Source organism: Paenisporosarcina sp. (assembly GCF_057785155.1).
This window is the reverse complement of the sequence record NZ_JBYNRN010000007.1, coordinates 87,446-109,893: the sequence shown is the minus strand read 5'-3', so window position 1 is coordinate 109,893 and position 22,448 is coordinate 87,446. Positions and strand designations below refer to the sequence as shown.

The window sequence follows — 22,448 nt, the reverse complement described above, 5'->3', positions numbered from 1 at the left end:
CTATAAGAGCTCATTTTCGGTTAAACACATTTATTCTTGGTAAGTATACCCACTTACAAAATAGCTTTATACAAAAGGGCACACGACCGCAAAATAATATTTTTGCATTTTATTATAATATCATAGCGATTTTGTCAAGTCAAATAATCATTTGACCTTCTTGGCCTTAATGATCCAGTAACCTCTTACCTTATCGACTACTTCAACTTGACCGAAAGTTTCTTCTAATCGATCGAAAGTTGATGGAGCTCCTTGTTTCTTCTGAATGACAACCCACAATTCTCCACCCATACATAACTTCGCATAGGCATCTATATAAAAACGAAAAATCGTTTGTTTCCCAGCACGAATAGGCGGGTTTGTTAAAATTGCAGCAAAGTCAGTTTCAGTAACTTCGGTAAATCCATCACTTTCATAGATTCGTACATTTTGTACCCCGTTTACTTCCGCATTTTTGCGTGAAAGCTGCACTGCACGTTCATTAATGTCAACCATGTGAATTGTACGATTTGCATCAGTTTTGGCAATGGACAACCCAATAGGTCCATATCCACATCCAACATCTAACACTGGTCCTTCAGTTACCGGCATTACAAACGTGTCAATTAAAACACGGGAGCCAAAATCTACTTCGCTTTTACTAAAAACCCCTGTATCAGTTTCAAATTGAAACAATTCATCACGCAGTGTAGCACTCCATGACTTAGGCTTACTTGCTGTTTGAGGTTTTTTCGAATAATAATGATCAGCCATTCCGGGCACCCTCCAACCTGTTAACTAAATGAAGAAAAAGCCCGCCGATAACTGACGAGCTTTCCAAAAACTATTAATAGAAATTATTTTACTTCTACTGTAGCGCCAACTTCAGCAAGCTTAGTTTTGATTTCTTCTGCTTCTTCTTTAGTTACTGCTTCTTTAAGAGCTTTAGGAGCGTTGTCTACAACTTCTTTAGCTTCTTTAAGACCTAAACCAGTGATTTCACGAACTGCTTTGATTACTTTGATTTTTTGATCTCCTACAGTTGTAAGGATTGCATCAAATTCAGTTTGCTCTTCTTCAGCAGCAGCACCGCCACCAGCAGCCATAGCCATTGGTGCAGCAGCTGTAACGCCAAATTCTTCTTCGATTGCTTTTACTAAGTCGTTTAATTCAAGAACTGTCATACCTTTGATTGCTTCAAGGATTTGAGTGTTGTTCATTGTATTTTCCTCCTAATAGGACTATTTTTTTGTTTGGGATATACCCAGGGTTAAAGAGTTAAGCCGTGTAACGAATTACGCGCCTTGCTCTTCTTTTTGTTCTGCAACAGCTTTTGTTACAAGTGCAAAGTTGCGCATTGGAGCTTGTAGAACGCTGAGTAGCATTGACAACAAACCTTCGCGAGAAGGAAGTTCTGCTAGAGCTTTAATATCATCTGAAGTTGCGATAGCACCTTCAATGACACCTGCTTTAATCTCAAGTTTATCGTTCTTTTTAGCGAAATCGTTTATGATTTTCGCTGGTGCTACTACGTCTTCAGTAGAAAACGCAATTGCGTTTGGACCTGTAAGGCTTTCATTCAAACCTTCAAGACCTAATACTTCAACAGCACGACGAGTCATTGTGTTTTTATACACTTTGAATTCGACACCTGCTTCACGAAGTTGTTTACGAAGTTCTGTAATTTGACCTACAGTCAAACCACGGTAGTCAACTACTACTACAGTAGCTGCAGTTTTGAACTTCTCTGTAATTTCTTCAACTCGAACCTTTTTAGTTTCGATTGCTCTGCTCATCTGGACACCTCCTAATAGAATGAGTCATTTATACCGCCAAAAGAAAAGCCCCTGGTCTATGGATATAGACACAGGGGCTGAAACGTCATCTTTAAAAAGAATCAGAATGCATGTCCTCGGTAGGATCATTACGCGACAAGTCGCACCTACTGTCTACGGTACAAATAATTATTTTACAACAAAAATCATCTTAACAGATAGACTCTATAACTGTCAAATATTATTTGCTAACTTTTACACTTGAAGAATCCACTTTTACAGATGGACCCATTGTCGTTGTAATGTTAACAGATTTCATGTATGTTCCTTTAGCTGCAGCTGGTTTAGCTTTTTGAACAACATCAAATACTGCTAAGAAGTTTTCAACTAACTTGTCGTCTTCGAAAGAAACTTTACCGATTGGCGCATGAATGATACCAGCTTTATCAGCACGGTACTCAACTTTACCAGCCTTAATTTCTTCGATCGCTTTAGTTACGTCGAATGTTACAGTTCCTGTTTTAGGGTTTGGCATTAAGCCTTTAGGTCCTAAAACACGTCCTAATTTACCAACTTCACCCATCATATCAGGAGTAGCTACGATTACATCGAAGTCAAACCATCCTTGTTGGATTTTGTTGATGAACTCTGTATCGCCAACAAAGTCAGCGCCAGCAGCTTCTGCTTCTTTAATTTTTTCGCCTTTAGCGAAAACTAAAACACGTTGAGTTTTACCAGTTCCGTTTGGAAGTACTACTGCCCCACGGATTTGTTGGTCATTTTTACGCGTGTCGATACCTAATTTGAATGCTACTTCAACTGTTGCGTCAAAGTTAACTGTGCTAGTTTTTTTAGCAAGTTCGATTGCTTCTTTAGCTGCGTACACTTTAGTACGGTCAACTAATTTAGCTGATTCTTGTAACTTTTTACCTTTTTTAGCCATTTTGAAAATTCCTCCTTGATTGTGGTTTTAACGGGTTAAACCTCCCACGAATAAGGGTTGCGTGTCCTGAAGACATTCGCAACCCTCCAAAAACTAATGCATCATCAAGTTGCAGGGATTAGTCTTCGATGACAATTCCCATGCTACGCGCAGTACCTTCAACCATCAACATCGCTGCTTCAACTGATGCTGCGTTTAGGTCTGGCATTTTTTGTTCAGCGATTTCGCGAACTTTATCACGCTTCACCGTTGCAACTTTTTTGCGGTTTGGTTCACCAGAACCTGACTGAATTCCAGCCGCCACTTTAAGTAATACTGCTGCAGGTGGAGTTTTTGTAATGAATGTAAATGAACGATCTTCAAATACAGAAATTTCAACAGGGATAATTAGTCCAGCTTGATCTGCCGTACGTGCGTTGAATTCTTTACAGAATCCCATAATATTAACACCTGCTTGACCCAATGCTGGACCAACCGGCGGTGCTGGATTTGCTTTACCAGCAGGAATTTGTAACTTTACTACTTTAACAACTTTTTTAGCCACGAGACACACCTCCTTAAGTCCGTGATGTGGTAATAGGGTTGCCCCTCCCACTCAAATATCTGTCCTGTCAGCTTAATAGCCGATAACATGAGCTAAATTGTGCAGACTATCACAAAATATAGTCTGACCTTTGAAATAATAACACTTTTACATAACTAGTGCAAGTAGCTTTTCAAAATTAAATTTTATGAACCTGATCGAAGTCAAGCTCCATTTTCGTTTCGCGTCCAAACATATCAACAGAAACTTTCAACTTACCTTTAGCTTCATCAATCTCTTCCACTTTACCTTGGAAGTGAGCGAACGGTCCTTCTAATACTTCAACCATTTCATTAACAGTGAATTCAGCAACTTGTTTGCGCTCTGTCATACCCATTTGTTTCAAGATGAAATCAACTTCTTCTGGCAATAAAGGCGTTGGTTTTGCTCCGCCACCAGATGAACCGATAAATCCTGTAACGCCAGGCGTGTTACGAACAACATACCAAGAATCATCCGTCATGATTAGTTCAACTAATACATAACCAGGGAATGTTTTACGCATAACGACACGTTTTTTCCCATCTTTAAAATCTGTTTCTTGCTCTTCCGGAATGATGACACGGAAGATTAAGTCTGACATGCCCATTGTCTCGACACGCTTTTCTAAATTTGCTTTTACTTTGTTTTCGTATCCTGAATACGTGTGTACTACATACCAATTCTTTTCCATCATGAGTAGGACTGTCGTCCGTCCCTCCCTTTCTTAGACACATGAAAAAACCCGTTCGTAGAATAAGACGGGCTATTTCCAATAATAATATCTGTTATCAAATTACAGTGCAAGGAACCAACGAACTGCTTCTGAAATTCCTAAGTCAATAACTGCGAAGAATAAAGCCATAACCACAACTGTTGAAAGAACAATAATCGTGTAACGAGTTAGTTCTTTACGCTTTGGCCAGCTTACTTTTCTCATTTCTGATACTACATTACCAAAAAAACCACTAATATTCGCCATTCTAATTTACCCTCCGAGTACCAAATATCTATATTCTTCAACTTGAAGTAAAGAGTTATAACGTTTGTTTGTGTATCGTATGTGCTTTACAATGCGAACAAAACTTTTTGAGTTCTAAACGCTCATTGGAGCCTTCTTTTGAAGAAGGAACCGTATAGTTTCGAGATCCGCATTGATCACAACTCAACACGACTTTTTTAGCCATATTCTCACCTTTTTATCGTTCATGAGTATTGTTAAAGACTATCACCTCTAGAAAAGGCTGTCAACAGCACCCTAGAGAGTCAAGTTAATGAACGCCACCTATTTCAATGTGCCGTTCTAGTTTCCGCTTCACGCGTTGAAGTGCATTATCAATCGATTTTACATGTCGATTAAGTTCTTCCGAAATCTCATGATACGACTGGCCATCTAAGTAAAGAGCTAATACTTGTCTTTCAAGCTCACTTAAAATCTCAGCCATTTTTCCTTCCATGTAATCGAAGTCTTCCCGATGAATCATTATTTCTCCTGGGTCATCAATAACCGACCCCGATATGACATCCATTAATGTTCGATCAGACTCTTCATCATAAATAGGCTTGTCCAGCGACACATACGAATTCAGCGGAATGTGTTTTTGACGAGTGGCAGTTTTAATCGCCGTAATAATTTGACGCGTAATACAAAGTTCAGCAAAAGCGCGAAACGAAGATAGCTTGTCCCCTCTGAAATCCCGAATAGATTTATAGAGTCCAATCATTCCTTCTTGAATAATATCTTCTTTATCGGCTCCGATTAAAAAGTAAGATCTTGCTTTCATACGGACAAAAGAACGATATTTTGTAATCAAGAAATCTAGTGCATCCGTGTTCCCATTATGGACCAGTTCCACTATCTCTTCATCTACTAAATCATCAAATTGTTGTAGCTTTAAGTGAACATGGTCGCTCTTTATCAACGGAATCACCTCTGCTCTGCCTACGTAGTTAGACCTAGTATACAGGAAGTGGAAATCTAGCGTCAACGGCTCATTTCATTCCTCTTCGCCATTTTTCGAAAATTTCTGTCACTTCTGCAGAAAGAGGAATTTTTGACGTCGGACGTTTCTCTTGAATGGTTTTGACATTCTTCGTGATTTTCGTTTGAACCTGTTCCATCTCGATTTCTAATTCACGTGCAGAAATACGAAGTGCACCTTGCGCAAAAATAACCCATTGTTCCGTTAAATCCGATGTCGCAACATGCACTTGATCTCTTCTCGTAGGTAAGGATGCGGCCAGCTTTTCAATTCGTTCATCCGCGGTTTCATTTTTTCGTGTATAAATAACTTCCACCGCATGCTGAATATTTTTATGCTCAATTCCTGGTACTAAGTGTGCATCAAAAACGACAATAACTCGCCATCCAGAATAAGCCTTATATTCCGCCATCATTTCAATTAACCGATCGCGGGCATCTATTAACTTGTCTGCCTTTAAAGCTCGAAGCTCTTTCCATGCGCCAATGATGTTATACCCATCGACGAGCAAAATGTCCACAATCAGTTACCATTGACCGGTAGGCGGTTGCGTAACACTTCATACATTAGAATAGCTGCCGCTACTGATGCATTTAACGATGTCACTTTTCCAACCATTGGCATGTTGTAAAGGAAATCACATTTATCCTTTAACAGTCTACTCATCCCTTTACCTTCGCTTCCAATAATAATGGCAAGTGGTAATTTTGCATCCATGCGGCGATAATCGGCTGATCCTTTTGCATCTGTTCCAGCAATCCATACCCCACGCTTTTTCAAATCTTCTACTGTTTGCGCTAAATTCCCCACGCGAACAACAGGAATATGTTCAATTGCACCTGTGGATGTTTTGGCAACAATCGCTGTTAATCCCACAGCACGTCTACGTGGAATAATCACGCCATGAACCCCAGTTGCATCTGCCGTTCTTAAGATCGAGCCCAGATTATGAGGATCTTCAAGTTCATCTAAAATTAAAAAGAAAGGATCTTCATTGCGAGAAGCTGCACTTTCAAATAAATCGTCAAGCTCCGCATATTTATAAGCTGCAACCGACGCGGCAATCCCTTGGTGAGTTGCGCCATCCGTTAATTGATCGATTTTGTTTTTTGGTACGAATTGAACGATGAGTCCCGCTTCTTTTGCTAATTGCAAAAGTTCAGCAATTCCAGCTTTCTTGACACCTTCAGCAATCCACACTTTATTCATTTCGCGACCTGAGCGAAGTGCTTCTAGGACAGGGTTTTTACCTGAGAGGATCTCATTGGTTGGTTCTTTTATTTCTTCATTCATCACGTCACGTCTCCTTTCGGTTCTTCACTAATCGTTATTGCACGTTCAATAATTTCACGTACTCGTTCGGCTTGTCCTTGTAAATATAAGCTTCCAATGACCGCTTCAAACCCAGTACTGTATTTATACGTTTGTAAATCTGTGTTTTTTGGAACCGTTCCAGACTTCGCATTTCGTCCTCTTCGAAGAATCGCCTCTTCTTCATCCGACAAAAATTTAGCTTCCAGCATGTTATGAACTACTTTCGCTTGCGCCTTTGCTGATACGTATTTCGTCGCTTCTTTATGAAGCGTATTTGGTTTTACACGCCCCGAACGCAGGAGATGCTCACGAACATATTGTTCAAGAACCGCATCTCCCATGTACGCTAGCGCTAACGAATTTAACTGTTTAACATCTGCGTTTCGTAAAGTGTATTCATTTGTCATCCGCGCTTCCAACGTATTCCTTGCGCCGTATCTTCTAAAAGAATATTCATTTCTTTTAATTGGTCGCGAATTTCATCTGCTCGAGCAAAGTCTTTATTTTGACGTGCTTGAATTCTTTCTTCAATTAAAGCATCGATTTCTTCATCGAGCACTTCTTTTTGAACATCCATTTCAATTCCAAGAACACCCGCTAACTCTTTTAACGTACTCATAAAGTTCTCAAGAACTTTCGCTTCTGTATGAGCTTCCATCAAATACGTATTCGCTAAACTCGATAGTTCAAATAAAGCAGCAATCCCATTCGCAGTATTAAAGTCGTCATCCATCGACTTAACAAATTGCGTTTTCACCTCGTCGATTTTATGCAACCAAATATCCGCATGGTCGCCCAGTTCTGGTGCAGCTTCGAGGCGATGTGCTAAATTCGCATACGACGTTCGAATACGCTCTAACCCAGCTTTCGCGTTCTCCACAAGTTCTTGCGAGAAGTTGATTGGGTTGCGATAATGCACGGACATCATAAAGAAACGCAACACTTGTGGGTCGATCTGCTTGCGAATGTCATTCACCAACACAAAGTTACCAAGTGATTTTGACATCTTTTCATTATCAATATTAATATATCCGTTATGCATCCAGTATCGTGCAAATTGCTTTCCTGTATAAGCTTCAGACTGAGCAATTTCATTTTCATGATGAGGGAATGTTAAATCTTGACCACCTGCATGAATATCGATTGTATCCCCTAAAATTTCACGAACCATAACGGAACATTCAATATGCCAACCCGGACGCCCTTTACCCCATGGACTATCCCAAGAAATCTCACCTGGTTTCGCATCTTTCCAAAGAGCAAAGTCGAGTGCATCCTCTTTCTTTTCACCCGTTTCAATGCGCGCACCAATTTTTAAATCATCGACTGATTGATGAGATAATTTGCCATACCCCTCAAATTTACGCGTTCGGTAATAGACATCTCCTTGAGATTCGTAAGCAAAACCTTTTTCGATCAATACGCCAATAAATTCAATGATGCTGTCCATATGTTCTGTCACACGAGGATGGGCATCCGCTTTTTTGCACCCTAAAGCGGTAACGTCTTCAAAATACGCAGCGATGAATCGCTCCGTTAATTCCGATACTTCTTCTCCAAGTTCATTGGCTGTTTTAATAATTTTGTCGTCCACATCTGTGAAATTAGAAACGAAATTCACTTCAAACCCACGGTACGTTAAATAACGACGAACCGTATCGTAAACAATAACAGGACGGGAATTCCCAATGTGAATGTAATTGTAAACAGTTGGTCCACATACATACATTTTGACCTTTCCTTCTTCTAAAGGAATAAAAGGCTCTTTTTGACGTGTTAATGTGTTGTAAATTTGAATACTCATTTTACAGTTCGCTCCTTTTCTATCTCATCACTCAAACGCTTCACTTCATCTCTTAATACGCTAATTTTATGTTCCAACATATCGCATTTATCCGCTACCGGATCCGGTAAATCTTGATGATCCAAATTACGCTTCACTTTTACGCCATTTTGAACGACGACTGTACCTGGAATCCCTACGACCGTTGCATTAGGTGGCACGTCTTTTAAGACAACTGAACCCGCGCCAACCTTACTATTTTCACCAATCATGATGGACCCTAACACTTTTGCGCCTGTCGCCACTAAGACATTATCATGCAATGTCGGATGACGCTTCCCTCTTTCTTTACCAGTACCGCCTAGTGTGACACCTTGGAAAATAGTGACATTATTTCCGATTTCACATGTTTCCCCAATGACAATACCCATACCATGGTCAATGAAGAAGCGACGACCGATTTTCGCACCAGGATGAATCTCAATTCCAGTGAAAAAGCGACTCACTTGAGAAACGACCCGTGCTAAGAAAAACAATTTGCGCTTAAATAGCGCATGCGCCACTCGATGCGACCAGATAGCGTGGAGTCCGGCATAGGTTAATACCACTTCCACGACACGTCTTGCGGCTGGATCTTGTTCAAATACGACTTCTATATCTTCTTTCATGCGCGAAAACATAACGCTTTCCTCCTTTGTCTCAATTCGACTTTCTATTTTTGTTTGCAAAAAAGTTTATCGCTCAAATCTGCGTGTTTATCAATCAAACTGGCGTTTTATCAATCAACTTGAGGATTTATCAATCAAAATCACACATTTATCAATCAAATCCATCTCATAACCAAGTTAACTACGTAAAAGCAAAACCTTTTTTATTCCAATAAAAAAAGCGCCGCTGTCAAATGAATGACAGAGACGCTGTATAGGCGTGGTTCCACTCTGATTGAAAGGATAAAAAGCAATCCTTCCCGCTTGGCATCTGTAACGTAGATGAATCGGCTCGCTTACTAACTGTTTCAGCTGAGCGCTCAGAGGTGCATTTCCATAGTGCCTAGGCTCAGACCACTTTCAGCCGGTGGTGGTCCTCTCTAAAGAGCTTGCCTCATGTACTTCTCCTCATCAAAGCTTTCTTGATGTATGCAGTTAAAAGATAGCTTCATTTTCACACCATCATGACGGAATGTCAAACTTATTGTTTCGCGTACTTCTCAACGCGCGCAATTACTTTTTCTTTCCCGATTAACGCGATGGCATTAGGCAATTCAGGACCATGCGTTTGACCAGTCGTCACAACACGAATTGGCATGAACAAGTTTTTCCCTTTATGTCCTGTTTCTTTTTGAACAGCTTTAATTGCCGCTTTAATCGCGTCTGGTTCTAATACGTCCATTTGTTCTAGTTGCACTTTAAATGCAGCCATCACTTCCGGTACTTGTTCACCAGATAAAACTTCAGTCGCTTCTTCATCATATGCAAGTTCATCTTTAAAGAATAGGTCTGTTAGCTCAGTAATTTCTGCACCGAAGCTCATTTGCTCGTGGTACAACGCAATAACATCTGTAGCCCACTGCTTTTCTTCAGCTGACAACGTTTCAGGTAAACGTCCCGCTTTTTGAAGATGCGGCAACGCTAATTCCACTACTTCTTCTAGTGACATTTGCTTCACATACTGATTGTTCATCCACGTTAATTTTTGTTTATCAAACATAGATGGAGATTTTGATAAACGATTTACATCGAACATGCGAATGAAATCTTCTTTCGAGAAAATTTCATCTTCACCTTCAGGAGACCATCCAAGTAAAGCAAAGAAGTTAAACATCGCTTCAGGAATGTATCCTAAATCTTTATATTGAGCCACGAATTGAATGATGGACTCATCACGTTTCGAAAGTTTTTTACGATTTTCATTAATGATCAACGTCATGTGACCATATTTAGGCGCTTCCCAACCGAATGATTGGAACACCATGATTTGTTTTGGTGTATTCGATAGATGCTCTTCTCCACGGAAAACATGTGAAATTTTCATGAAGTAATCATCTAAAACGACTGCATAGTTGTACGTTGGGATGCCGTTAGCTTTCACTAATACCCAATCACCCACGTCTTTTGATTCAAACGTGACAGGTCCACGCACTAAATCTTTGAACGTGTATGTCACATCCGCAGGAACACGCATACGAATTGTATAAGTAAGACCAGCAGCTTCTTTCTCTGCTACTTCTTCTTTCGTAAGTTTACGACAAGTCCCTTTATACATAGGCGCAGCAACGCCTTTCGCCTTTTGAGCTTCGCGTTCAGCTTCTAACTCATCTGTTGAACAGAAACATTTATAAGCATGACCGTTCTCAAGCATTTCTTCTGCATGTTTTTGATAAATATCAAGACGCTCCATTTGACGGTATGGCGCATAAGGGCCTCCAATATCAACGGACTCATCATAGTCAATGCCAAGCCATTTTAAGTTATCAAGTTGCGAAAGTTCTCCACCTTCGATATTACGCTCGATATCAGTATCTTCAATACGAACGATGAATTTCCCACCATGATGGCGGGCAAATAAATAGTTAAATAAAGCAGTACGAGCTCCACCAATATGTAAGTTTCCTGTTGGACTCGGTGCGTAACGTACGCGAACTTCTTGTGTCATGTGTGTTTCCTCCTCGAATACGTGCTAAACTTTGTTCATTTTAACACGTTGAACCTTAGTTTTGTATGAGCAATATCGTAGCTTGTGCCGCGATGCCTTCTCCACGCCCTGTAAAACCTAGTTTTTCAGTTGTCGTGGCTTTGACATTTACTTGAGATGGGTCTGCGTTTAGCAACTCTGCAATGCGATCACGCATTTGATTAATATAAGGTGCCATTTTAGGCGCTTGTGCAATGATCGTGCAATCCACATTCCCGAGTTTATAGCCTTTTCCTTCAACGATTTTCCAAATGTACGAAAGCAATTTTGCCGAATCAGCATCCTTAAATTCAGGATCTGTATCTGGGAAATGACGCCCAATATCCCCTTCACCAATAGCTCCTAGTGCAGCATCTGTTACTGTATGTAATAAAACATCGGCATCTGAGTGACCAATTAACCCTTTTTCATAAGGAATCGTAACACCACCTAAAATAAGTGGTCGATTTTCCGCAAATTCATGAACATCAAACCCTTGTCCAACTCGAAACATTTAGTTTTCCTCCTGTTGTCGTTTTTGTAAAATCGCTTCTCCAATAAGAAGATCTTCTTGTGTCGTCATTTTCACATTATCATATGTACTTTCAACGATATGGACAGGGAGCCCCATTCGTTCAACGAGCATAGACTCATCTGTACCTAAAAAGTCATCTTGCAATGCCTTCTCTTCCGCAGTAGCTAAAATCTCATAATGAAAAGCTTGTGGCGTTTGAATGATCCATAATTGTTCTCGGTCAACCGTCTCTTCAATCTGACCGGCTTTCACTTTTTTTATCGTATCTTTTACTTTCACTCCAGCAATCGCTGCACCCGCTTCACTGGCTTTATTCACAAGAGAGGCAATGACTGTCGGTTCAATAAAAGGCCGAGCCGCATCATGCACCAAAATGAGTGGAGCTCCTTTCGCCGCCTTCACGCAAGCATATACACTATGCTGTCGTTCCGATCCGCCATCCGTCATTCCTTTTACTTTGGTAATTTGAAATTGCTCTAGCATTTGTGTGATGATTTCACGTTCTTCTGGTTTAACCGCCAACCAAATAGCGGTACAGTTCGGATCCTGTTCAAACACACGAAGTGTATGAATCAGTATGGGTACATCACGCAAAGTTAAAAACAACTTATTTTGCCCTGCTCCCATTCTTTTCCCGCTCCCAGCAGCAGGTAATGCGACCGCGTATTCCATCCCGTCACCCCATATCATGGAAAAGGAGGCTGTCTCCATCGCCATCAATCTCGGGCGGATGAAGTCAGCCTCGTTTCCTGTTTACTTCTTTTTCGCAAAAATCATTCGTCCAGCTGATGTTTGCAGCACACTTGTTACGACAACATCAATCGCCTGACCGATATATGATTTTCCGTCCTCAACCACAATCATCGTACCGTCATCTAAGTAAGCAACCCCTTGGTTCTGTTCCTTACCATCTTTAATAACCACGATATGCATATCTTCACCCGGAATAACGACCGGTTTCACAGCGTTTGCCAAATCATTAATATTTAACACGGGCACTTGATGAAGATCACAGACTTTATTCAAATTAAAATCGTTTGTCACGACTACCCCGCCCATTTTTTTAGCAAGGCGAACCAATTTCAAATCGACTTCTTGAATATCATCAAAATCATCTTCTGTAATTAACACAGCAGATGCTCGCTCATTTTGAAGCACTTTTAACACATCAAGACCACGACGACCTCGAGTTCGTTTCAACGTATCCGAAGAATCCGCAATATGTTGAAGCTCCGTCAAAACAAATTGCGGAACGACCAGCACTCCTTCAATAAAACCTGTCGCGGAAATATCCGTAATACGCCCGTCAATAATGACGCTTGTATCCAGCAACTTATAAGAAGCCTGCTGCAGGTCCTGAGACGAATCGTCCCCTTTTTTCTTAGGCGCTTGCGTTTTACTAGAAGCGATCATTTGCATCATTTCATCACGCTTTTTGAAACCAACTTGGAAACCAAGATACCCCAAAACAATCGTCAACAATACAGGCAACACCGATGAGATAAACGGTAACTCAATCGCATCGACAGCGAAATTCAATAAGAACGCCACACTCAATCCGATAATTAACCCAAGTGTCCCAAACAGTAAATCAGCAATTGGCGCCCCCAACAAACGTTCTTCCATCCACTTCATAAACTCGATTAAATGATCCGTCAACAACAACGCTAATACATACAGGATAACGGCCCCTATAAGCACTGATACATAAGGATTGTCTAGCCACGGGTTAGAAGATAAATTAATAAGTTCGTATAATTGCGGTAATAAAAGTAACCCGAGTGTACCACCAATCAAAATAAATGTAATTTGAATAATCCACTTTAACAATAAGCCCACCTCCTGATTTTGATTATACACGTTTTCATCTGGAAACACCTTTTTGACGCGGCCGCAGTATGTAAAGTTGCATCGAAAGTTTTAGATTGCACGGGTGGGGGTTGGTTGGGTGGGTTTACTCGTCACTTTTTGTGATTTACTCGTCAACTTTGATGATTTACTCGTCAACTTTGTGCTTTTACTCGTCAACTTTGTGACTTTACTCGTCAAACCTGTCCCACACCCCTAGTTCACTTGCTCATGAGACATGTAATATCCAAGCAGAAGAAGTGGGGGGGTAAGCTTGCGGACGCCCCGGAGTTTACTCGTCACTTCCTGTGATTTACTCGTCACTTTTATACATTTACTCGTCAACTTTACACTTTTACTCGTCAAACCCATCCCACACCCCTAGTTTACTTGCGCATGAGACATGTAATACCCAAAAAGAAGCTTTCCCACTCCTTAAGAGTTTGGGAAAGCTTCTTTTAATGCGTCGTTTACGGATTCAACGCCAATGACTCGGAAACCTTCAGGAAAATCCCAGCCCCCTAAATTAGATGCCGGAATAATCGCTCGTTTAAAGCCGAGTTTCGCTGCTTCTTGGACGCGTTGTTCAACACGCGAAACGCGACGAACTTCTCCCGTCAAACCAACTTCGCCAATAAAACAATCATGCGCACTAACTGCTACATCTTTATAACTCGACACAATGGTCGTCAAGACCGCTAAGTCAATCGCTGGCTCATCTAACTTAACGCCACCAGCTACTTTGATGTACGCATCTTGTGTTTGTAGGAGCATGCCCATACGTTTTTCTAAAACAGCCATTAATAATTGAACTCGGTTTTGATCAAGCCCACTAGCCATCCGTTTTGGATAATTAAAGCTAGTTGGGGTAACCAACGCTTGAATCTCAACTAGGATCGGACGTGTTCCTTCCATGGAAGCAACGACTGTTGATCCCGCAGCTCCTTGCGACCGTTCTTGTAAAAACAATTCAGATGGATTCAGTACTTCTTTTAAACCGCCTTGCAACATTTCAAATATCGCAATCTCGTTCGTTGAACCAAATCTATTTTTCTGCGAGCGCAAAATTCGATACGTATGATGGCGTTCGCCTTCAAAGTACAGCACGGTATCTACCATATGCTCAAGCAGCCTTGGTCCAGCGATTTGCCCTTCTTTCGTTACGTGGCCAACTAAGAAAATCGCAATATTTTTCGTTTTTGCGATGCGCATTAATTCAGCCGTACACTCTCGAACTTGAGATACACTACCTGGAGCCGATGTTACTTCTGGGTGATGCACCGTTTGAATGGAATCGATAATGACAAATTTAGGCTCGACGCTATCAATGGCTTCATTCACCAATTCCAAATTCGTTTCGGAATAAATATAAAGTTCAGAAGAGGTTACACCTAATCGCTCTGCACGCAATTTCGTTTGACGCACCGATTCTTCACCAGACATGTATAAGACACGCTGTCCTTTATTCGCAAGTAGCGCTGATACTTGTAACAGTAAAGTCGATTTTCCGATACCGGGATCTCCCCCGATTAAGACAAGTGAGCCTGGCACAATTCCGCCACCAAGTACACGGTTTAACTCGTTTAAATCGGTGTCAACACGTGGTTCTTCTGCAATTTCAATCGCTGTTATCGGTGTGGCTTTTTGTGCGGTACTTTCAGAGTGTTGGAATGTACGACGCGGGCCTTTGGTAACCACTTCGATTTCTTCCACCATGGTGTTCCATTCGCCACAACCAGGGCAACGTCCCATCCATTTCGCCGACTCGTATCCACATGAATTACACATAAATTTCGTTTTACGTTTTGCCATAGTTCCTCCTATGTAGAAAAAAGAGCATTCCGAACAGCTTGCCGGAATGCTCCTATTGATTTACTTCGTTACAGATGCTTTCGTACGAACGACGAATTCATCATTTTCAACATCAAAGACAACGTTTTGTCCTGTTAAAACTGTACCTTTTAACAGCTCTTCAGACAAGCGATCTTCGACATGTTTTTGAAGTGCACGACGTAGAGGACGAGCTCCGTATTCTGGATCGTAGCCTTCTTTGGTGATTTTTTCTTGTGCTGCTTCTGTTAACTCAAGCTCAATTTCTTGCTCTTGCAAGCGTTTTGTTAGTGTAGCCGTCATCAAAGTAACGATTTCTTTTAAGTGTTCTTTTTCTAGTGAATGGAACACGATCATTTCATCTACACGGTTTAAGAACTCAGGACGGAAGGCTTTTTTCAACTCTTCAAGCATTTTGCCTTTCATGTCTTTGTACTGTTGTTCGCCATCTTGCAGGTTGAATCCAACATATTTGTTTTTCTTTAAATTTTCAGCACCTACGTTAGATGTCATGATCACTACCGTGTTTCGGAAGTCGACTGTGCGACCTTTCGAATCTGTTAGGCGACCATCTTCTAATACTTGCAGCAAAATATTGAATACATCTGGATGTGCTTTTTCAATCTCATCTAATAAAATAACCGAGTAAGGTTTGCGACGAACTTTTTCAGTTAACTGCCCACCATCTTCAAATCCAACGTACCCTGGAGGTGAACCAACCAGACGTGAAGTCGAGTGTTTTTCCATGTACTCAGACATATCTACGCGAATCATGGCATCTTCATCACCAAACATACTCTCTGCTAATGCACGAGCAAGTTCCGTTTTACCAACACCAGTTGGCCCTAGGAAAATGAATGAACCAATCGGACGTTTTGGATCTTTCAATCCAGCACGCGCACGGCGAACCGCTCTCGAAATAGCTGTCACCGCTTCAGATTGACCAATGACGCGTTCGTGAAGCGTTTCTTCTAATTTTAACAGTTTGTCAGACTCTGTTTGTGCAAGTTTAGAGACAGGAATCCCAGTCCACATAGAAACAACAGCTGCAATATCTTCTACAGTTACTTCAGATTCTGCTTTTCCTTGCTCTTCTTTCCACGATTTCTTCGTGCTTTCAAGCTCTTCTTTTAGCTTTTGCTCTGTATCACGGAATGACGCAGCTTTTTCAAACTCTTGGCTTTGAACGGCAGCATTTTTCTCTGAACGAATCGCTTCAAGACGACCTTCCAGCTCTTTTAAATTTGGTGGCGTTGTATATGAACGTAAACGAACTTTTGAGCCCGCTTCGTCAATTAAATCAATTGCTTTGTCTGGTAAGAAACGATCTGAAATGTATCGATCAGACATTTTCGCTGCCGCTTCGATTGCTGCATCTGTGATTTTCACACGGTGATGTGCTTCGTAACGATCGCGAAGTCCTTTAATAATTTGAATCGACTCATCAACAGATGGCTCATCAACTTGAATCGGTTGGAAACGACGCTCTAATGCTGCGTCTTTTTCGATGTATTTACGGTATTCATCAAGCGTTGTTGCACCAATACATTGAAGTTCGCCACGAGCTAGAGAAGGTTTTAAAATGTTTGATGCATCAATAGCACCTTCTGCTCCACCCGCTCCGATTAATGTATGAAGCTCATCGATGAATAAAATAACATTCCCTGCTTGACGAATTTCGTCCATCACTTTTTTCAAGCGATCTTCAAATTCACCACGGTATTTCGTGCCTGCTACAACTGTTCCCATATCAAGTGTCATCACGCGTTTTTCGCGCAAAATTTCCGGCACTTCATTTTGAACAATTTGTTGAGCTAGACCTTCAGCAATCGCTGTTTTACCAACACCCGGTTCCCCGATTAGGACCGGATTGTTTTTCGTACGACGTGATAATACTTCAATGACACGTGTAATTTCTTTGCTACGACCAATGACTGGGTCTAGGCTACCTTCACGTGCAATTTGTGTTAAGTCACGAGCCAAACTATCAAGTGTTGGCGTATTTGCTGCAGGATTAGAACCCCCGCTCGATTGTGCGTGATCATTACTTCCTAGCAATTGCAATACTTGTTGGCGTGCTTTATTCAAACTAACGCCTGCATTGTTTAGAACTCGAGCCGCTACTCCTTCACCTTCACGAATTAATGCTAAAAGTAAATGCTCAGTTCCAATATAGGAGTGGCCTAATTTGCGTGATTCGTCTACAGATAACTCAATCACTTTTTTCGCTCGTGGCGTGTAATGAACGATTGGTCCAACATCACCAGTACCTACTCCAACTAATTCTTCAATTCCTTGCTCAATTACTTGAGGACTCACCTCGATCGCTTCCATTGCTTTAGCTGCAATTCCGCCACCTTCACGAATTAATCCTAATAATATATGTTCAGTTCCAATGGACTCGTGTTTCATACGAATGGCTTCTTCTTGAGCCAGTTGGAGAACTTTTTGTGCGCGTTGTGTAAATCGATTAAACATCATGGGATTCCTCTCCTTCTTGTTCTTCGTTGTTGCTACCTACTTGCAAACGTTCCCTAAACAGCTTTGCACGAAACACATCGCGCTCTTCTGCTTGTAGGGTAATGCCTGCGTATTGTTGTAAAAATCCAGGTTGCATGAAAATCATGCATTCATTCAAAATCGAAACATCGACGCCGTCTATTAACCCTAGATCGATTCCTAATCGAACGTCAGATAAGCAGCGACCCGCTTCTTCAGTAGTAATTGATCGAGCAAAGGTGAGTACGCCGAGTGATCGGTATAATTTGTCTTCCAGCGCATTTGGTCTAGCTCGCATTAACACTTCACGTGCTTCACGTTCTTTTTGAATAATTTGTTCGGTCACACTTTGCAAATCGACCAAAATATCTTCTTCTGATTTACCGAGCGTTGTTTGATTGGAGACTTGATATACATTTCCAAGTGCCTCACTGCCTTCCCCGTAAATCCCCCGAACGACCATTCCTAAACGCGTAATGGCGGTTACGATTCGATTCATTTGCTTCGTCATCGTTAAAGCTGGTAAATGCATCATGACGGAAGCACGCAGTCCGGTTCCAGTATTGGTTGGACAGCTTGTTAAGTAGCCAAATTGTTCATCAAATGCGTAAGGTAATTCTTTTTCAAGCAACTCATCAATTGCATCAGCGTTTTCATACGCTTCGTTTAACTGCAATCCAGGAAATAAACACTGAATGCGTATATGATCTTCTTCATTAATCATGACACTAAATGCTTCATCGTCTGATAATAAAACGGATCCCGCAACTTCCGAATGGGCAAGTTTCGGGCTAATTAAATGCTTTTCTACTAATACTTGTCGATTAAGATCAGACAGCTCTTTTATATTTATATACGAAAAGTTCGAGTCAAGTTCCGCTCCTGCATCAAGTAATACGGATGAGACAGCTTGATCAACTTGCAGTGCTTCATTTTCAGAAAATGAAAGTGGGAATCTGTAGCCCGTTAAATTACGTGCTAAGCGCACCCTTGTGCTCATGACGATGTCTGAGTGACCACCTTGCCCGGCCATCCAACTGGATACCGAGTTTTCAAGAAAACGTTCAATTGACATTGCGTTGATCACCTCCCGATTGAAGCTGTTCTTCTAGCGAACGTGCTTCATCTCGCAAACGAGCGGCTTCTTCGAAATTCTCTTCTTCAATCGCCGATTTCATATGAAGACGAATTGTTTCAATTTGTTTTTTGATTTGAAGCGTTTGGCCAAATGCACCAGGTGATTTCCCGACGTGTTTCACATTACCGTTGTGCAATCGTTTAAAGACATCTGGTAATTGTTCATGAAAGCTTTCGTAACAGGTGGCACAACCGAATTTGCCTTGATTTAAAAACTGACGGAAGGTCCATCCACAAGATGTACAAGCTTGTACTTTCGGTTTTGGCTGCTGTTGAACCTGTGCATTTTCTTGAACACCAAACCAATTGGATAATAATTGGTGAAGCGAAAGTGGATCCTGTTGGAAATCCATTTGAAACGGGTGAAGACTTTGCGCACATACTTCACAAAGATTTCGCTGCACCTGTTCCCCGTTTTGAACTTGTTTAACCGTTACTTTTACTGGTCGTTGATTGCAATTTTCACAAATCATTTCAAGTCGCCTCACTTTGCCTGTTCATACTTGAGTGTCAAAAGCATCGCGTGTAAGATACGCGACCTAATGTCATCACGCATTGGCAATGGTAAATTCAATGTAGTTCGGTCTAGCGCCGCCAACATCATCTTGGCTTCTCGCTTCGTGACAACATCTTCATCAATCAACCGAAACACAATATCCTCCGTCATTGTCTGGGATGCCCCATGCTGCAAACTTTTCATAATACCTTCTATTAAAGCCACTTTCGTATGAGCGCGAACTCGTACGATGCGAATATAGCCACCTCCACCACGCTTACTTTCCACTAAATACCCGCGGTCCGCTGTAAAACGCGTGTTGATGACATAATTTATTTGCGAAGGTACACATTGAAATTGTTCCGCAATTTCACTACGCTTAATCTCAACATGCCCTTTATCATTTAATTCGATAACTTTCTTCAAATACCCTTCAATAATATCCGATATATTGCGCATGCAATCACCCCCTAACACCTGACTTTGACTATCTTTGACTTTATTATATAAGAGGGGGTGGGGAGTGTGCAATTTTTATGCATTTGGTGGGTGGATGTGGTGTGCCTGCGTTGATTTACTCGTCACTTTTTGTGTTTTACTCGTCAACTTTCTCATTTTACTCGTCACTTTTGTAACTTTACTCGTCAACTTTCACTATTTACTCGTCAAAGTAGTCTCATAACCCTAGTTAACTTGTGTTAAAACCTCATAAATCACGAGGAATGACATACGTTCGATTTTTAAAAGTCCCATCTATGAACAAATTAGACTTCTGAAGCATTCGAGAAGCAGTAGATACTGACCTTATTCCAGAGAACTTCATCCACTCTTTTGTTGTCACTTTATGACTAAACAACGATCTGTATTCTTTCAGAGCCTGTCTATGTTCTTCTGCATTTTTATAATGGCATTGGCTGCAACGCCAAAATTTATTCCGATAGATCAATACTTTATTTATACACTGTGGGCACAAAACACCTTGCAAAATTTCAGTGTTAACTTTAGATAATATGTGGGATGGTTTATAGGGATTTAATTCAAATTCGTGTTGAGTGAAAAGGAGTTGAATTTTGCGGGGTTCAAATTTGGGGTATAGATGATCCGCATACATTAGATGTAGGCTTTCTAATGTTTGGTGTAATCCAGATACATGAATAGCAGACTTTTTTGAGAATGGTTTCTCTAAAACGGATGATGGATTTGAAAATACAATCAAACCATGGACTGGCATAGGGATATTATGAAAGGACAAGAATTTTTGAACAAAACGTTCACTTCTCAACAGTTGATCTTCCGGATTACGCATCCCTTCGACCGGACCATTATCCCGTTGGCGGGTAATTTGATGAAGTTGATTATCCAACTTTATTATGCCTGGGAGGTTCTTCACTTCGATAATTAATAAAAATTTTTCGTGAATAATGAATGTATCTATTCCCAACTATTAAACCTTTCATTAAAATATAGGATTTAAAAAAGTCACTCTCCTCTATTTCTCTATCTACTCTTAGTTCACCTGCGTAACCTCCACCTTCTTTTCTCAATGCTTCTTGCAGCGCATTCTTAATTGTGCTCACATTCCCTAGTCGCCTTTCCAACGCTTCATAAAACAAATATTTCTCCGATTTTCTTCTTATAAGATTCAATATTCCCTCCAATTAATACGACTTAATTTGAATATAATTAAATTCCCTCGATAAATCAAGAATAATCAGATTTTATTCCATATGAAAAGCGCCACCCCTAAATGAGCGGGTGGCACACTATCTTATAAAAGCAGATATGCAATTGGGGTAACGATGATCAGCGTTAGAATCACGCGTTGAACCCATATAACGAGTAACTTCGGAATTGAGATTGGGATTTCAGTAGACACGATACATGGTACGACTGCTGAGAAGAAAATGATTGAGGATACAGATACCACCCCAATAACGAATTTCACAATAATCCCTGATTCTACAACTAGTAAAGCTGGTAAGAACATTTCAGCGATACCTAGTGCGCTTGCTTTAGCAACAAGCATTGGTTCAGGGAGCTGCAATACATACGTAAATGGATAGAAGATGTAACCTAACCAATCAAATACCGGTGTGAATTCAGCGAGTACTAATCCTAATAATCCGATTGATAAAATTGACGGTAAAATGGCCATCGCCATTAATAAGCCATCTCGGAAATTATCCCAGATGTTTTTCCCTAAACTCGGCGTTTGCCTAACTGTTTCTTGCGCTTCATTCCAAGCTGCTGAAAGGCGACTGCCTTCAGGATTTGCTTCAGGTTGAGGCACGCTACCTTCATAATAATCATCTTTGATGCGATTTAATGGCCAAATACGCGTTGTGATCGCGGTTACGATGAATGTTACCACTAGCGTGATCCAGAAGTACATATTCCACATATCCATTAAACCAAGCGTCTTAGCAACGATTACCATAAATGTAGCGGATACAGTTGAAAAACCAGTGGCAATAATGGCTGCTTCACGAGCAGAGTATTTCCCCTCTTTGTACACGCGATTCGTAATCAGTAATCCCAATGAATACGAACCTACGAATGAGGCTACCGCATCAATTGCCGAACGACCAGGCGTTTTCCAAAGTGGACGCATAATTGGTTGCATCAATACGCCAATAAATTCAAGTAACCCATACCCTACGAGTAAAGCCAAGAACACGGCCCCAATCGGTACTAATAAACCGACAGATATCACTAATTTATCGAATAAAAACGGTCCCATACTCGGTTCAAATAACCATGCAGGTCCGAATCCAAAAACAATCATAATCCCAACAATAAGTCCGATTACTTTAAAGAAAGAAAACGCGATATCAACATTTGATTTCTTCCAAGTTCCTGATACAAACGGATACACCGCTCCTGCTAAAATCAACAATAGTGCGTAATAAGGTAACACCCCTGTTACGTTCGTTTGAATCCACGTGACAATATGGTCGAGCATAATGGAATTCTTTTCGCCGATTGTGACAGGTACGAAAAACATAAATGCACCGATAAAACTGTAGACGAAAAACTTCCACATAGGAGCTCTAGACTCCGCCTTTATACTTGAACTTTCCCCCACTTGTTGCATA

Annotated in this window: 26 protein-coding genes and 2 other annotated features; all 26 genes read right to left on the bottom strand. The window is 40.9% G+C overall.

Annotated elements, in window-relative coordinates; genetic code table 11:
• Positions 1–147: 147 nt before the first annotated feature.
• Positions 148–753, bottom strand: coding sequence for a class I SAM-dependent methyltransferase (locus AC3EA5_RS02385; RefSeq protein ID WP_488606937.1), 606 nt, complete (start codon positions 751–753; stop codon positions 148–150).
• A gap of 83 nt (positions 754–836) precedes the next feature.
• Positions 837–1,199, bottom strand: coding sequence for a 50S ribosomal protein L7/L12 (gene rplL, locus AC3EA5_RS02380; protein WP_377733135.1), 363 nt, complete (start codon positions 1,197–1,199; stop codon positions 837–839).
• A gap of 75 nt (positions 1,200–1,274) precedes the next feature.
• Positions 1,275–1,775 carry a 50S ribosomal protein L10 gene (gene rplJ, locus AC3EA5_RS02375; RefSeq protein WP_377733134.1) on the bottom strand — a complete coding sequence of 167 codons (501 nt, stop codon included), beginning with the start codon at positions 1,773–1,775 and terminating at the stop codon, positions 1,275–1,277.
• Positions 1,776–1,807: 32 nt separating this feature from the next.
• Positions 1,808–1,952, bottom strand: a sequence feature (ribosomal protein L10 leader region).
• 43 nt (positions 1,953–1,995) lie between these two features.
• Positions 1,996–2,697 carry a 50S ribosomal protein L1 gene (rplA, locus tag AC3EA5_RS02370; RefSeq protein ID WP_377733133.1) on the bottom strand — a complete coding sequence of 234 codons (702 nt, stop codon included), beginning with the start codon at positions 2,695–2,697 and terminating at the stop codon, positions 1,996–1,998.
• 118 nt (positions 2,698–2,815) lie between these two features.
• A complete protein-coding gene (gene rplK, locus AC3EA5_RS02365) occupies positions 2,816–3,241 on the bottom strand; it encodes a 50S ribosomal protein L11 (RefSeq protein WP_016429869.1) in 426 nt (141 codons plus the stop codon).
• 178 nt (positions 3,242–3,419) lie between these two features.
• Positions 3,420–3,953 carry a transcription termination/antitermination protein NusG gene (gene nusG / locus AC3EA5_RS02360; protein ID WP_394191314.1) on the bottom strand — a complete coding sequence of 178 codons (534 nt, stop codon included), beginning with the start codon at positions 3,951–3,953 and terminating at the stop codon, positions 3,420–3,422.
• Between the two features lie 102 nt (positions 3,954–4,055).
• Positions 4,056–4,241, bottom strand: a complete 186-nt coding sequence (gene secE, locus AC3EA5_RS02355) for a preprotein translocase subunit SecE (protein ID WP_394191267.1) — start codon at positions 4,239–4,241, stop codon at positions 4,056–4,058.
• A 55-nt stretch (positions 4,242–4,296) separates the two neighbouring features.
• Entirely contained in the window at positions 4,297–4,446 is a 150-nt protein-coding gene (gene rpmG / locus AC3EA5_RS02350; protein ID WP_394191269.1) for a 50S ribosomal protein L33, read from the bottom strand.
• A gap of 84 nt (positions 4,447–4,530) precedes the next feature.
• The gene (gene sigH, locus AC3EA5_RS02345) at positions 4,531–5,181 is read right to left on the bottom strand and encodes an RNA polymerase sporulation sigma factor SigH (protein ID WP_394191271.1); all 651 of its coding nucleotides are present in this window, start codon (positions 5,179–5,181) and stop codon (positions 4,531–4,533) included.
• A gap of 70 nt (positions 5,182–5,251) precedes the next feature.
• Complete coding sequence (locus AC3EA5_RS02340) at positions 5,252–5,761, bottom strand: NYN domain-containing protein (RefSeq protein WP_488606936.1); 510 nt, start codon at positions 5,759–5,761, stop codon at positions 5,252–5,254.
• 2 nt (positions 5,762–5,763) lie between these two features.
• A complete protein-coding gene (gene rlmB, locus AC3EA5_RS02335; protein ID WP_394191275.1) occupies positions 5,764–6,534 on the bottom strand; it encodes a 23S rRNA (guanosine(2251)-2'-O)-methyltransferase RlmB in 771 nt (256 codons plus the stop codon).
• Complete coding sequence (locus AC3EA5_RS02330) at positions 6,534–6,962, bottom strand: Mini-ribonuclease 3 (protein ID WP_394191277.1); 429 nt, start codon at positions 6,960–6,962, stop codon at positions 6,534–6,536. The genes rlmB and AC3EA5_RS02330 overlap by 1 nt, the downstream gene beginning before the upstream one ends.
• On the bottom strand, positions 6,959–8,359 hold the full coding sequence (gene cysS, locus AC3EA5_RS02325) for a cysteine--tRNA ligase (protein WP_488606935.1): 1,401 nt from the start codon (positions 8,357–8,359) through the stop codon (positions 6,959–6,961). The genes AC3EA5_RS02330 and cysS overlap by 4 nt, the downstream gene beginning before the upstream one ends.
• On the bottom strand, positions 8,356–9,018 hold the full coding sequence (cysE, locus tag AC3EA5_RS02320; protein WP_488606934.1) for a serine O-acetyltransferase: 663 nt from the start codon (positions 9,016–9,018) through the stop codon (positions 8,356–8,358). Before cysE ends, cysS begins: the two co-directional genes overlap by 4 nt.
• A gap of 227 nt (positions 9,019–9,245) precedes the next feature.
• Positions 9,246–9,469: a binding site (T-box leader), on the bottom strand.
• A gap of 57 nt (positions 9,470–9,526) precedes the next feature.
• The gene (gene gltX / locus AC3EA5_RS02315; RefSeq protein ID WP_488606933.1) at positions 9,527–10,990 is read right to left on the bottom strand and encodes a glutamate--tRNA ligase; all 1,464 of its coding nucleotides are present in this window, start codon (positions 10,988–10,990) and stop codon (positions 9,527–9,529) included.
• Positions 10,991–11,045: 55 nt separating this feature from the next.
• Positions 11,046–11,522 (bottom strand): 2-C-methyl-D-erythritol 2,4-cyclodiphosphate synthase, encoded by a 477-nt coding sequence (gene ispF / locus AC3EA5_RS02310; protein WP_488606932.1) that lies wholly within the window; start codon positions 11,520–11,522, stop codon positions 11,046–11,048.
• Positions 11,523–12,215, bottom strand: a complete 693-nt coding sequence (gene ispD / locus AC3EA5_RS02305; RefSeq protein WP_488606931.1) for a 2-C-methyl-D-erythritol 4-phosphate cytidylyltransferase — start codon at positions 12,213–12,215, stop codon at positions 11,523–11,525.
• 81 nt (positions 12,216–12,296) lie between these two features.
• A complete protein-coding gene (locus AC3EA5_RS02300; RefSeq protein ID WP_488606930.1) occupies positions 12,297–13,373 on the bottom strand; it encodes a PIN/TRAM domain-containing protein in 1,077 nt (358 codons plus the stop codon).
• A 453-nt stretch (positions 13,374–13,826) separates the two neighbouring features.
• Positions 13,827–15,203, bottom strand: coding sequence for a DNA repair protein RadA (gene radA, locus AC3EA5_RS02295; RefSeq protein WP_488606929.1), 1,377 nt, complete (start codon positions 15,201–15,203; stop codon positions 13,827–13,829).
• 60 nt (positions 15,204–15,263) lie between these two features.
• Entirely contained in the window at positions 15,264–17,702 is a 2,439-nt protein-coding gene (gene clpC, locus AC3EA5_RS02290; RefSeq protein ID WP_488606928.1) for an ATP-dependent protease ATP-binding subunit ClpC, read from the bottom strand.
• Positions 17,692–18,795 carry a protein-arginine kinase McsB gene (gene mcsB, locus AC3EA5_RS02285; RefSeq protein ID WP_488606927.1) on the bottom strand — a complete coding sequence of 368 codons (1,104 nt, stop codon included), beginning with the start codon at positions 18,793–18,795 and terminating at the stop codon, positions 17,692–17,694. The genes clpC and mcsB overlap by 11 nt, the downstream gene beginning before the upstream one ends.
• A complete protein-coding gene (locus AC3EA5_RS02280; RefSeq protein ID WP_488606926.1) occupies positions 18,785–19,330 on the bottom strand; it encodes a UvrB/UvrC motif-containing protein in 546 nt (181 codons plus the stop codon). Before AC3EA5_RS02280 ends, mcsB begins: the two co-directional genes overlap by 11 nt.
• Positions 19,331–19,341: 11 nt before the next feature.
• Positions 19,342–19,812: a CtsR family transcriptional regulator gene (locus AC3EA5_RS02275; protein WP_488606925.1), complete on the bottom strand. Its 471-nt coding sequence runs from the start codon at positions 19,810–19,812 to the stop codon at positions 19,342–19,344.
• A 247-nt stretch (positions 19,813–20,059) separates the two neighbouring features.
• Complete coding sequence (locus tag AC3EA5_RS02270; protein WP_488606953.1) at positions 20,060–20,743, bottom strand: nuclease-related domain-containing protein; 684 nt, start codon at positions 20,741–20,743, stop codon at positions 20,060–20,062.
• Positions 20,709–20,999: a hypothetical protein gene (locus AC3EA5_RS02265; RefSeq protein WP_488606957.1), complete on the bottom strand. Its 291-nt coding sequence runs from the start codon at positions 20,997–20,999 to the stop codon at positions 20,709–20,711. The genes AC3EA5_RS02270 and AC3EA5_RS02265 overlap by 35 nt, the downstream gene beginning before the upstream one ends.
• Positions 21,000–21,121: 122 nt before the next feature.
• Positions 21,122–22,447, bottom strand: coding sequence for a YjiH family protein (locus AC3EA5_RS02260; RefSeq protein WP_488606924.1), 1,326 nt, complete (start codon positions 22,445–22,447; stop codon positions 21,122–21,124).
• Between the last annotated feature and the right edge of the window lies 1 nt (position 22,448).

Coding starts and splice junctions, on each gene's coding strand:
- nusG (WP_394191314.1), bottom strand. CDS start 3,953: ATGGAAAAGAATTGGTATGTAGTACACACGTATTCAGGATACGAAAAC.
- AC3EA5_RS02330 (WP_394191277.1), bottom strand. CDS start 6,962: ATGACAAATGAATACACTTTACGAAACGCAGATGTTAAACAGTTAAAT.
- AC3EA5_RS02275 (WP_488606925.1), bottom strand. CDS start 19,812: ATGCGCAATATATCGGATATTATTGAAGGGTATTTGAAGAAAGTTATC.
- ispF (WP_488606932.1), bottom strand. CDS start 11,522: ATGTTTCGAGTTGGACAAGGGTTTGATGTTCATGAATTTGCGGAAAAT.
- gltX (WP_488606933.1), bottom strand. CDS start 10,990: ATGACACAAGAAGTTCGCGTACGTTACGCACCGAGTCCAACAGGAAAC.
- radA (WP_488606929.1), bottom strand. CDS start 15,203: ATGGCAAAACGTAAAACGAAATTTATGTGTAATTCATGTGGATACGAG.
- AC3EA5_RS02280 (WP_488606926.1), bottom strand. CDS start 19,330: ATGATTTGTGAAAATTGCAATCAACGACCAGTAAAAGTAACGGTTAAA.
- AC3EA5_RS02385 (WP_488606937.1), bottom strand. CDS start 753: ATGGCTGATCATTATTATTCGAAAAAACCTCAAACAGCAAGTAAGCCT.
- clpC (WP_488606928.1), bottom strand. CDS start 17,702: ATGATGTTTAATCGATTTACACAACGCGCACAAAAAGTTCTCCAACTG.
- rlmB (WP_394191275.1), bottom strand. CDS start 6,534: ATGAATGAAGAAATAAAAGAACCAACCAATGAGATCCTCTCAGGTAAA.
- cysS (WP_488606935.1), bottom strand. CDS start 8,359: ATGAGTATTCAAATTTACAACACATTAACACGTCAAAAAGAGCCTTTT.
- ispD (WP_488606931.1), bottom strand. CDS start 12,215: ATGGAATACGCGGTCGCATTACCTGCTGCTGGGAGCGGGAAAAGAATG.
- rplA (WP_377733133.1), bottom strand. CDS start 2,697: ATGGCTAAAAAAGGTAAAAAGTTACAAGAATCAGCTAAATTAGTTGAC.
- rplJ (WP_377733134.1), bottom strand. CDS start 1,775: ATGAGCAGAGCAATCGAAACTAAAAAGGTTCGAGTTGAAGAAATTACA.
- secE (WP_394191267.1), bottom strand. CDS start 4,241: ATGGCGAATATTAGTGGTTTTTTTGGTAATGTAGTATCAGAAATGAGA.
- rplL (WP_377733135.1), bottom strand. CDS start 1,199: ATGAACAACACTCAAATCCTTGAAGCAATCAAAGGTATGACAGTTCTT.
- cysE (WP_488606934.1), bottom strand. CDS start 9,018: ATGTTTTCGCGCATGAAAGAAGATATAGAAGTCGTATTTGAACAAGAT.
- rpmG (WP_394191269.1), bottom strand. CDS start 4,446: ATGGCTAAAAAAGTCGTGTTGAGTTGTGATCAATGCGGATCTCGAAAC.
- AC3EA5_RS02260 (WP_488606924.1), bottom strand. CDS start 22,447: ATGCAACAAGTGGGGGAAAGTTCAAGTATAAAGGCGGAGTCTAGAGCT.
- mcsB (WP_488606927.1), bottom strand. CDS start 18,795: ATGTCAATTGAACGTTTTCTTGAAAACTCGGTATCCAGTTGGATGGCC.